The sequence below is a fragment of the Duganella lactea genome (assembly GCF_009857505.1).
In the GTDB taxonomy this organism is placed as follows: domain Bacteria; phylum Pseudomonadota; class Gammaproteobacteria; order Burkholderiales; family Burkholderiaceae_D; genus Rugamonas; species Rugamonas lactea.
In genome coordinates, this window is record NZ_WWCP01000009.1 from 1 (window position 1) to 11640 (window position 11640).

10 protein-coding genes are annotated in these 11640 nt (G+C 64.2%); all 10 read left to right on the top strand.

Annotated elements, in window-relative coordinates:
- The coding region (locus GTP44_RS09785; protein ID WP_161019289.1) for a chemotaxis protein CheA at positions 1-1485 on the top strand (1485 nt) is incomplete at its 5' end.
- Between the two features lie 190 nt (positions 1486-1675).
- A complete protein-coding gene (leuC, locus tag GTP44_RS09790; RefSeq protein WP_160991667.1) occupies positions 1676-3079 on the top strand; it encodes a 3-isopropylmalate dehydratase large subunit in 1404 nt (467 codons plus the stop codon).
- A gap of 37 nt (positions 3080-3116) precedes the next feature.
- A complete protein-coding gene (locus GTP44_RS09795; protein WP_160991549.1) occupies positions 3117-3239 on the top strand; it encodes an entericidin A/B family lipoprotein in 123 nt (40 codons plus the stop codon).
- A 53-nt stretch (positions 3240-3292) separates the two neighbouring features.
- Positions 3293-3940, top strand: a complete 648-nt coding sequence (leuD, locus tag GTP44_RS09800; RefSeq protein ID WP_160991550.1) for a 3-isopropylmalate dehydratase small subunit — start codon at positions 3293-3295, stop codon at positions 3938-3940.
- 12 nt (positions 3941-3952) lie between these two features.
- Complete coding sequence (gene leuB, locus GTP44_RS09805) at positions 3953-5023, top strand: 3-isopropylmalate dehydrogenase (RefSeq protein WP_160991551.1); 1071 nt, start codon at positions 3953-3955, stop codon at positions 5021-5023.
- A 25-nt stretch (positions 5024-5048) separates the two neighbouring features.
- Positions 5049-6176, top strand: a complete 1128-nt coding sequence (gene asd / locus GTP44_RS09810; RefSeq protein ID WP_161019290.1) for an aspartate-semialdehyde dehydrogenase — start codon at positions 5049-5051, stop codon at positions 6174-6176.
- Positions 6177-6382: 206 nt separating this feature from the next.
- Positions 6383-8872 (top strand): motility hub landmark protein FimV, encoded by a 2490-nt coding sequence (locus tag GTP44_RS09815; RefSeq protein WP_371867193.1) that lies wholly within the window; start codon positions 6383-6385, stop codon positions 8870-8872.
- Positions 8873-8924: 52 nt separating this feature from the next.
- Positions 8925-9728 (top strand): tRNA pseudouridine(38-40) synthase TruA, encoded by an 804-nt coding sequence (gene truA, locus GTP44_RS09820; RefSeq protein WP_161019292.1) that lies wholly within the window; start codon positions 8925-8927, stop codon positions 9726-9728.
- A 12-nt stretch (positions 9729-9740) separates the two neighbouring features.
- Positions 9741-10442: a phosphoribosylanthranilate isomerase gene (locus tag GTP44_RS09825; protein WP_161019293.1), complete on the top strand. Its 702-nt coding sequence runs from the start codon at positions 9741-9743 to the stop codon at positions 10440-10442.
- Positions 10414-11640, top strand: coding sequence for a tryptophan synthase subunit beta (trpB, locus tag GTP44_RS09830; RefSeq protein WP_161019294.1), 1227 nt, complete (start codon positions 10414-10416; stop codon positions 11638-11640). The genes GTP44_RS09825 and trpB overlap by 29 nt, the downstream gene beginning before the upstream one ends.

Sequence of the window (11640 nt, forward strand, 5' to 3'; positions counted from 1 at the left end):
GCCCCGGCCCCGGCCCCGGCCCCGGTGGCCGTCGCCGCCGCGCCGGTCGGCACGGCCTCCGCCGACGGTCTCGACTGGGAAGGCATGTATGAGGCGGTGATGCCGCCGGGCTCCTACACCCGTTCCGCGCCAGCGCCGGTCTTGGTGCCGGTCGCCGCAGTGGCAGTTGCGGCGCCTGCCGCCGCCACGCCGCCGAGCGCCGCCGAAATCGCCGCCGTCGCCGCAGAAATCAAGGCCGCGCCGGCCGCCGGCCGGCGCGAAGCCGCCGAGAAGAAGGACGAGCGTCAGCACGCCGCCCCGGCCAAGGAAGAATCGATCCGGATCGACGCCGTCAAGCTCGACGCGCTGCTGGAAGTGGCCGGCGAATCGGTGCAGGCCGCCAACCAGGCCGCCGTGCTGCTGGAACGCCTGCTGCAATTCAAGTTCGAAGGCCAGGCCCAGACGCTGATGGCGACGCTGTCCGAAACGCTGGAACGCGCCTCGCGCTATTCGACCGAACTGCAGCGCGCCACGCTGGCCACCCGCATGCAGCCGGTCGGCCGCCTGTTCCAGAAATTCCCGCGCCTGGTGCGCGAGCTGGCCAAGGATCTGGGCAAGGAAGTCGACCTGAACATCGAAGGCGCGGAGACCGAGGTCGACCGCGTGGTGGTCGATTCGCTGTACGATCCGCTGGTGCACATGCTGCGCAACTCGCTGGACCACGGCGTGGAAACGCCGGAGGAACGCATCGCCGCCGGCAAGCCGGTCAAGTCCTTCATCCAGCTCAAGGCGTGGCAGGAAGCCAATAGCGTCATGATCGTGCTGCAGGATGACGGCAAGGGCATGGACCCGGTCAAGCTGCGCGCCAAGGCCTTGCAGAAGGGCCTGATCTCGGAATCGGCGCAGTTATCTACCGACGATTGCCTGCAACTGGTATTCTTACCGGGTTTCTCGACCAAGGAAGTGGCATCGAGCGTGTCCGGGCGCGGTGTCGGCATGGACGTGGTGAAGACCGCCGTGGAGAAAAACCGCGGCGCGATCCAGATCGAGTCCGAGCTGGGCAAGGGCACCAAGTTCTCGATCCGTCTGCCGATCGAGCTGTCGATCGTGCCGACCATGCTGGTGTCGACCTCGGGCGCCGCGCTGGCGCTGCCGATGGCGGTGGTGCAGCGCGTGGTCGAGCTGCCGGAAGTGTTCATGGAAGTGGGCGGCGCGCCGGTGCTGAAAGACCAGGGCCGTCCGCTGCCGGTGCGCTCGCTGGCCGATTCGCTGGGCTACGACAGCTGCCGCGAGAAGGTCGGCATTGTTGTCGCCGCACCACAGCCCTACATCCTGGCGGTGGAAGCGGTCGACGGCACGGCCGATCTGGTGATCAAGCCGATGACCGCGATCACCGTCGAGGGCATTACCGGCACGGCGCGCTCCGCCGAGGGCGAGCTGGTGCTGGTGGTGGGCCTATCGTTCCTAATGGACGGTTGTCGAGGTAGTGTACGCATGGCGGCCTGAGTCTCAGCAGACTCCGGCCAGCAAGACCAAAAGCCTGCGTCCACACGCAGGCTTTTTTGTTTTTGGGGTCATACCACGTGGAGCGGTAGGCAGAAGGCGTCGGGCTCAAGAGGCTGGACCGCGGTGGCTGCTATTGCATTGCACAATATGGCATAATCAAGTTGGATAATAGTAGTGGTATCAAAAAGACATTATGAAGACGCTTTACGACAAACTCTGGGAATCCCACGTCGTCAACACCGAGGAAGACGGCACCACCATCCTCTATATTGACCGCCACCTGGTCCACGAAGTGACCAGCCCGCAAGCATTTGACGGCCTGCGCGCCGCCAACCGCCAGCCATGGCGCCTGTCGGCCAATCTGGCCGTGGCCGACCACAACGTACCGACCACCTCGCGCGCCGAGGGCATCGCCGATCCGGTCTCGCGGCTGCAGGTCGAAACGCTGGACAACAACGCCAAGGCCTACGGCCTGACCTACTTCAACATGAACGACAAGCGCCAGGGCATCGTGCACGTGATCGGCCCCGAGCAGGGCGCCACGTTGCCGGGCATGACGGTGGTCTGCGGCGACTCGCACACCTCGACCCACGGCGCCTTCGGCGCGCTGGCGCACGGCATCGGCACCTCGGAAGTGGAGCACGTGCTGGCCACCCAGACGCTGCTGCAGAAAAAATCCAAGGCGATGCTGGTGGAAGTCAACGGCGCGCTGCCGGCCGGCGTCACCGCCAAGGATATCGTGCTGGCCATCATCGGCAAGATCGGCACCGCCGGCGGCAATGGCTACTGTATCGAGTTCGGCGGCTCGACCATCCGCGCGCTGTCGATGGAAGGCCGCATGACCGTCTGCAATATGGCGATCGAGGCCGGCGCGCGCGCCGGCATCATCGGCGTCGACGACACCACCATCAATTATGTCAAGGGCCGGCCGTTCTCGCCGGCCGGTCCGCATTGGGACCAGGCCGTGGCCTACTGGCGCACGCTGCACACCGATCCGGGCGCCAGGTTCGACCTGGTGGTGACGCTGAACGCCGCCGACATCAAGCCGCAGGTCACCTGGGGCACCTCGCCCGAGATGGTGGTGCCGGTCGACGGCCGCGTGCCGGACCCGGATCAGGAAAAAGACAGCGTCAAGCGCAGCGCGATGGAAAAGGCGCTGGTCTACATGAACCTGAAGCCGAACACCGCGATTGAGGATATCCGCATCGACAAGGTGTTCATCGGCTCCTGCACCAACTCGCGCATCGAGGACTTGCGCGCCGCCGCCGCCGTGGTGCGCGGCAAGCAGCGCGCCTCCAACGTCAAGCTGGCGCTGGTCGTGCCGGGCTCGGGCCTGGTGAAAGAACAGGCCGAGCGTGAAGGCTTGGACCGCATCTTCAAGGACGCCGGTTTCGAATGGCGCGAACCGGGCTGCTCGATGTGCCTGGCGATGAACGCCGACCGCCTGGAACCGGGCGAGCGCTGCGCCTCGACTTCCAACCGCAACTTTGAAGGCCGTCAGGGCCAGGGCGGACGCACCCATCTGGTGTCTCCCGCCATGGCCGCGGCAGCCGGTATCACCGGCCATTTTGTTGACGTGCGCGCACTGCGCTAATCTTTTTACCGATACCCACTACCCACCGGGAATTATCATGAAAAAACTGATCGCTCTGACCCTCCTCGCTATCGCTATCACCGGCTGCAACACCATCGCCGGCATGGGCAAGGATGTGCAGAAAGCCGGCCAGGCGGTGCAGGGCGCCGCCGGGCATTGACGAACCGACGCGCCCCGCGCACGCCCGCGGGGCGGCGTCCAATGAAGAACACCATGGAAAAATTTACGATTTATGAAGGACTGGTCGCGCCGCTGGATCGCGCCAATGTCGACACCGACGCCATCATCCCGAAGCAGTTCCTGAAGTCGATTCACCGCACCGGCTTCGGTCCCAATCTGTTCGACGAGTGGCGCTATCTCGACCACGGCGAACCCGGCATGGACAACAGCCAGCGTCCGCTGAACCCGGACTTCGTGCTCAACGAGCCGCGCTATCAGGGCGCCTCGATCCTGCTGACCCGCAAGAACTTCGGCTGCGGCTCTTCGCGCGAGCACGCGCCGTGGGCGCTGGACCAGTACGGCTTCCGCGCCGTCGTCGCGTCCTCGTTCGCCGACATCTTCTTCAACAACTGTTTCAAGAGCGGCTTGCTGCCGATCGTTTTGAGCGAAGCGCAGATTGATCATCTGTTCAACGAAGTCAAGGCCTTCCCCGGATACAAACTGGTGGTTGACCTTGAGCAGCAGCGCATTTCCACCCGCAATGGCAGCGTCTCCTACCCATTCGAGATCGACGCCTTCCGCAAATACTGCCTGATGAACGGGCTCGACGATATCGGCCTGACGCTGCGCCACGCCGACACCATCCGTGGCTTCGAAGAGCGCCATCTGGCAAACCAACCCTGGTTGGCTAACGTCATCTAAAGATCGAAAACAATGAAAATCGCAATCCTCCCGGGCGATGGCATCGGCCCGGAAATCGTCACCCAAGCGGTCAAGGTGCTGAACGCGCTGGACGAGCAATTTGAGATGGAAACGGCGCCGGTCGGTGGCGCCGGCTACGAAGCCAGCGGCCACCCGCTGCCGGAAGCCACGCTGAAGCTGGCCCAAGACGCGGACGCGGTGCTGTTCGGCGCCGTCGGCGACTGGAAGTACGACACGCTGGACCGCCCACTGCGGCCGGAGCAGGCGATTCTGGGCCTGCGCAAGCACCTCGGCCTGTTCGGTAATCTGCGTCCGGCGATCCTGTACCCGGAACTGGCCAACGCCTCGACCTTGAAGCCGGAAATCGTTTCGGGCCTGGACATTCTGATCGTGCGTGAACTGACCGGCGACATTTACTTCGGCCAGCCGCGCGGCGTGCGCGAGTGTCCGGACGGTCCGTTCAAGGGTCAGCGCGAAGGCTTCGACACCATGCGCTATGCCGAAGGCGAAATCCGCCGCATCGCCCACGTGGCGTTCCAGGCGGCGCAAAAGCGCGGCAAGCGCCTGACCTCGGTGGACAAGGCCAATGTGCTGGAGACTTTCCAGTTCTGGAAGGACATCGTCACCGACGTGCACCAGGAATATCCGGACGTGGCGCTGGACCACATGTACGTCGATAACGCCGCCATGCAACTGGTGCGCGCGCCGAAGAAGTTCGACGTCATCGTCACCGGCAATATGTTCGGCGACATCCTGTCGGACGCCGCCGCGATGCTGACCGGTTCGATCGGCATGCTGCCATCGGCGTCGCTGGACGCCAACAACAAGGGCCTGTACGAGCCGTCGCACGGATCGGCGCCGGACATCGCCGGCAAGGGCATCGCCAATCCGCTGGCGACCATCCTGTCGGCCGCCATGATGCTGCGCTTCTCGCTGAACAAGGTGGAGCAGGCCGACCGTATCGAAGCCGCTGTCAAGAAAGTGCTGGCACAAGGCCTGCGTACCGTCGACATCTACGAAGCGGGCACCACCAAGGTGGGCACCGAAGAGATGGGCAACGCGGTGGTCAAGGCACTCGCATAAAAATTAATCGACAAGGAAGAGCAAAATGAAACTCGTAGGTCTGGTAGGTTGGCGTGGCATGGTGGGTTCAGTGCTGATGCAACGCATGCAGGAAGAAGGCGATTTCGCCCACATCGAGCCGGTGTTTTTCACCACCTCGAACCCCGGCGGCAACGCGCCGGCGATGGCCAGGAACGAAACCAAGCTGAAAAGCGCCACCGATATCGATGAACTGAAAAAGTGCGAGATCATCATCTCGTGCCAGGGCGGCGACTACACCACCGAAGTCTTTCCGAAACTGCGCGCGGCCGGCTGGAACGGCTATTGGATCGACGCCGCGTCGACGCTGCGCATGGAAAAGGACGCGGTCATCGTGCTGGACCCGGTCAACATGCACGTCATCAAGGACGCGCTGAGCAAGGGCGTGAAGAACTTCATCGGCGGTAACTGCACCGTGTCGTGCATGCTGATTGGTCTGGGCGGTCTGTTCCAGCAGGGCCTGGTCGAGTGGATGACCTCGATGACTTACCAGGCGGCCTCGGGTGGCGGCGCGCAGCACATGCGCGAACTGCTGACCCAGTTCGGCACCATCAACGGCGCCGTCAAGCCGCTGCTGGACGACCCGGCCTCGGCCATTCTGGAAATCGACCGCCAGGTGCTGGCCACCCAGCACGGGCTGTCGGCCGACGAAACCAAACAGTTCGGCGTGCCGCTGGCCGGCAACCTGATCCCTTGGATCGACAAGGACCTGGGTAACGGCCAGTCGAAGGAAGAGTGGAAAGCCGGCGCCGAGACCAACAAGATCCTCGGCCTGGGCGCCGACTTCGGTTCCAAAGCGATTCCAGTGGACGGCCTGTGCGTGCGTATCGGCGCCATGCGTTGCCACTCGCAGGCGCTGACCATCAAGCTGAACAAGGATGTGCCGCTGGACGAGATCACCGACATCATCGCTTCGGCCAACCAGTGGGCTAAGGTTGTGCCGAATACCCGCGAGGCATCGATGAAGGACCTGTCGCCAGCCGCCGTGACCGGTGGCCTGACGATTCCGGTCGGCCGTCTGCGCAAGCTGGAAATGGGCCCGGATTACCTGTCCGCCTTCACCGTTGGCGACCAGCTGTTGTGGGGCGCCGCCGAACCGCTGCGCCGCATGCTGCGCATCGTGCTCGACAAGTAAGCTTTAACGCGACAAGAGAAGGGGTTTTTCCTATGTGTTCTCATAGGAGAAACCCCTTTTTGTCGTTTAAACTTGCACAGTCAAAAGCATGATGTTATGTTGATATATCTAGGAAAGTAACATTTTCCAACTGACAACCATAAAACAACGCCCCAACTATGCCCGTACAAAATCGCCCCCGCCTTGTTTCGTTCGCGTTGAAAACGGTGACCAGCGCAGTCGCCAGCGCGGTGCTGATGGCCGCTACCGCTCATGCGGCCGGGCTCGGGAAGTTGACGGTGCTGTCGGCACTGGGGCAACCGCTGCGCGCGGAAATCGAACTGACCGCCGTCACGCCGGAGGAGGCGAGTGGGCTGGTGGCCAAGCTGGCGCCGCAGGACGCCTACCGCGGCGCGAATATCGACTTCAACCCGGCGCTGCTGTCGTTGCACTTCGATGTCGAGCAGCGCAATGGCCGCCAGGTGGTCAAGGTCACGTCCAGCCAGAGTATCAACGAGCCGTTCGTCGCCCTGCTGCTGGAACTGAACTGGACCGGCGGGCGCATGGTGCGCGAATACACCTTCCTGCTCGATCCGCCAGAGGTGCGCGCCGCGCAGGCGCCGCAAGTGACGGCGCCGGTGGAGGTGGGCAGCCGTCCGGCGTCCGCGCAGCCATCTGCCGCCGCTGTGCCGGCGCGCGCCAAGGTCGACGCCAGCGAATACACCGTCAAGCGCGGCGATAACCTGACCCGCATCGCCAACCAGGTCAAGCCGGCCAACGTTTCGCTCGATACCATGCTGGTCGCCCTGTACCGCGCCAACCCGGAAGCGTTCAGCGGCAAGAACATGAACCGCCTGAAATCGGGCGAAATCCTGTCGGTGCCGAACGCCGAACAGATCACCGCCGTCGGTGGCGAGGGCGAAGCGCGCAGCGTGGTGGTCGCGCACGCCATCGATTTCAACGCCTACCGCGCCAAGCTGGCCGGCCAGGTTGCCGCCAGCACGGCGGCCAAGGAAACCGAACCGGCGCAAAAAGCCTCCGGCAAGATCACCGCCAAGGTGGAGGAGAAGCCGAGCGCCGCCAACACCGCCCAGGACAAGCTGACGCTGTCCAAAGCCACCACCGACAAGCCGCAAGCCGGCAAAACCGCTGCGGTGGCCGAGGACAAGATCGCCCGGCAGAAGCAGGCGGAAGAAGCTTCCGCCCGCGTCAAGGAACTGGAAAAGAACGTCAACGACCTTGAGAAGTTGATGGTGATGAAGCACAAGACGGCGGCCGAGGCCAAACCATCCGCTGCGTCTGCCTCTGCCTCTGCCTCTGCTTCGGCTTCGGCAGCCGCGTCGTCGCCGGCGGCAGCGCCGGAAGCGCAGCAGCCAAAGAAAATGACGCTGCCGCCAAAACGCATCGCCGAGCCGAGCCTGTTCGACACGCTGGCGGACAACCTGACCTACATTGGCCTCGCTGCGGCGGCGCTGCTGGCGGGCGCATTGGGGATCGTCTCCTCGCGCCGTCGCAAGCAACTGGGCGAGTCGAAGGAAGAGCCTTCGGTTCCTGCCGACGCCGCCATTCCGGCGCCGCAGCCGATGATCGCCGAGCCTGCCGGCCAGAACGCCGACACCGACAACAGCGTCTTCACTTCCACCTTCGCGCCCTCGGCCAGTCAGCTCGATACCAATGAGGTGGACCCGGTGGCGGAAGCCGATGTCTACATCGCCTACGGCCGTGACGCCCAGGCCGAAGAAATCCTGAAAGAAGCGCTGCGCGTTCATCCTGAGCGCCATCCGGTGCGCTTGAAGCTGCTGGAAATCTACGTGGCGCGCAACGATGCGCGCTCGTTTGAAACCCAGGCCTCGGAACTGTACGCACTGACGCGCGGCCAGGGTGACGAATGGGAGCACGCCGCCGCCATGGGCCGGACGCTGGAGCCGGGCAATCCGCTGTACAGCGCCGCGCCGAGCGACAGCTTTGCCGCCGCCGCCGCGCCAGCCGCCGTCGCGGCGGCAGCGGCGGCGCCCGACTTCGGCAGCGATTATGCCGATACCATCGCCGCCCAGCCGGAATCCGTGCCGGCGTTGACGCCACTCGATCTTGAGTTGCGTCAGGAAGTCGCGCCAGCCGCCGAGTTCGACCCCGCCGATCTGGAAACCGCGCTGCCGCAAACCGCCGATGCGCCAGCCGCGCCGACAACCGCCGCTGCCGATGACGACCAGCTGATGGACTTCGACATGGACGGCCTGAACCTCGCGCCAACGCCAACCGAAGCTCCTGCGCCGGCCGACGACATGCGCATGGACTTCGGCCAGGCCGCGCCAGCCGCCAGCACCGATGCGCTGGATCTGGACCTGGCCGGCTTCGACATTCCGGAAGTGCCGGCCTTCACCGAGCCGCCACAGGCGCCGGCCGAACCGCTGGACTTCGACACCAGCATCGACCAGGCCGACACCGCCACGCCAGCGCCGGCCAGCCAGGAGTTCGACCTGTCCGGCATCGACCTCGACCTGCCCAACATGGCCGATGGCGCCGTGCCGACCCCAGCGTCCGGCGGCGAGCCGCTGTCGGCGCTGCACATGGAAATGGACACCAAGCTGGACCTGGCGGTGGCCTATCAGGAAATCGGCGACAAGGAAGGCGCGCGCGAGCTGCTGGACGAGGTGCTGCGCGGCGGTAGTGACGAGCAGGTCGCCAAGGCCAACGCCATGAAGGCCCAGTTGGGATAAAGCCCCGCCGTTATATAATGGCTGACTCAGACATTATATGAACAGGGCAGTAGTGAAACGGATTGCAATCGGGCTCCAGTACGACGGCCAGGCCTGGCACGGCTACCAGAAGCAGGACCACGGCCTGACCGTGCAGGACAAGCTGGAGCAGGCCATCCTGGCCTTTGCCACCGTGCCGCTGGCCACCACCTGCGCCGGCCGCACCGACGCCGGCGTCCATGCCGCCGAGCAGGTGGTGCATTTTGATACCGATCTGAACCGCTTGCCGCACGCCTGGGTGCGCGGCATCAACGCCTTCCTGCCGCCGTCGATCGGCGTGCGCTGGGCCAAGGAGCTGGACGGCGATCCGACGGGCGACAACTTCTTCCATGCGCGCTTCAGCGCCCGGGCGCGCACCTATCACTACGTGCTGTACAACCATCCGACGCGCTCGCCGCTGCTGCAAGGCCGCGCCGGTTTCTACCATCATCCGCTGGACGTGGCGCGCATGCAGGCGGCGGCCCAGGCGCTGATCGGCGAGCATGACTTCACCACCTTCCGCGCCGCGCATTGCCAGGCCAAGTCGCCCGTCAAGCTGATGCACGACATCCAGATCCGCCGCCAGGGCGACCTGATCATTTTCACGCTGAAGGCCAGCGCCTTCCTGCACCACATGGTGCGCAACCTGGTCGGTTCGCTGGTCTACATCGGCCAGGGCCGCGAGGAGGTGAGCTGGATGGGCGAGCTGCTGGCGGCCAAAAACCGCCAATTGGCCGCGCCGACCTTCATGCCGGACGGCCTGTATCTGGCGAAAATCGACTACGATGAAAAATGGGCGCTGCCGCAGGAAGCCAACAGCCAGCTGCCGTGGTTTTAAAAGGATAGAGCAATGCGCACCCGTATCAAAATCTGCGGCCTGACCCGCGAGGAAGACGTGCACGCCGCAGTGGCGGCCGGCGCGGATGCGATCGGTTTCGTGTTCTATCCGAAAAGCCCGCGTTACGTGACGCCGCAACGCGCCGCCGAGTTGATCCGTATCGTGCCGCCGTTCATCACCACGGTCGGCCTGTTCGTCAACGCCGCGCCCGACGAGGTGGCGCGGACGGTGCGCGTGGCGCCGCTGTCGTTGATCCAGCTGCACGGCGACGAAACCGTGGCCGAGGCGGCGGCCATCGCGGCGGCCGCCGGGCGCCAGTTCATGAAGGTGTTCCGCGTCAAACCTGACACGGCCCCGGATGAACTGCTAGAATATGAACAGGCAAACCGCGCCGCCAGTCCCTTGTTCACCAGCCTGTTGCTGGACACCTATGTGGACGCCTACGGTGGCGCAGGAAAGGGTTTTGATTGGTCTCTCATTCCAAAAGATCTCGCGCCTCGGGTCGTTTTAAGTGGTGGCTTGAGCGTACACAACGCGACTGACGCGGTGGCCGGTGTACGCCCCTACGCTGTGGACATCAGTTCTGGTGTCGAAGCGTCCAGGGGGATCAAGGATGCCCGCAAGATCGCCGACTTTGTCGCGGCGGTGCGGGCCGGAGATGCCATTTTAGAAAGCGAAACCCATCATGAACGCGAAACCGCTGTTCCACGCTAACGATTACCCCTTACCTGACGCCAAAGGTCACTTTGGCCCCTACGGCGGCAGCTTTGTCGCCGAAACCCTGACCTACGCGCTGGCCGAGCTGAACGAGGCTTATGCCAAGTACAGCCAGGATCCGGCATTCCTCGAAGAATTCCGCTATGAGCTGAAGCACTTCGTCGGCCGACCGTCGCCGATTTATCACGCCAAGCGCTGGTCCGAACTGGCCGGCGGCGCGCAGATTTACCTGAAGCGCGAAGACCTGAACCATACCGGCGCGCACAAGATCAACAACGTCATCGGCCAGGCGCTGCTGGCCAAGCGCATGGGCAAGCCGCGCATCATCGCCGAAACCGGCGCCGGACAGCACGGCGTGGCCACCGCGACCATCTGCGCGCGCTTCGGCCTGGAGTGCGTGGTGTACATGGGCAGCGAGGATGTCAAGCGCCAGGCGCAGAACGTCTACCGCATGAAGCTGCTGGGTGCGACGGTTGTGCCGGTGGAGTCCGGCTCGAAGACGCTGAAGGACGCGCTCAACGAAGCCATGCGCGACTGGGTGACCAACATCGAGAACACCTTCTACATCATCGGCACCGTGGCCGGCCCGCATCCGTACCCGATGCTGGTGCGCGACTTCCAGTCGGTGATCGGCGAGGAATGCCTGGTGCAGATGCCGGAAATGACCGGTCGCCAGCCGGACTATGTGCTGGCCTGCATCGGCGGCGGCTCGAACGCGATGGGCATTTTCTACCCGTACATCGATCAGAAGACGGTGAAACTGGTGGGCGTGGAAGCGGCGGGCGAGGGGCTGGAGGGCGACAAGCACGCGGCCTCGCTGACCAAGGGCTATCCGGGCGTGTTGCACGGCAACCGCACCTATCTGCTGCAGGACGCGAACGGTCAGATCATCGAGACGCATTCGGTGTCGGCCGGCCTGGACTATCCGGGCGTCGGGCCGGAGCACGCTTACCTGAAGGATAGCGGCCGCGCCGAGTACGTATCGATCACCGATGACGAGGCGTTGAAGGCCTTCCACGATTGTTGTCATATCGAAGGCATCATTCCGGCGCTGGAGTCGTCGCACGCGCTGGCGTATGCGGTGAAGCTGGCCGCCACGCTGCCGAAAGATAAGATTATTTTGGCCAACCTGTCGGGCCGTGGTGACAAGGACATGCATACGGTGGCGGAACGTATGGGTCTGAACTTCAACTAA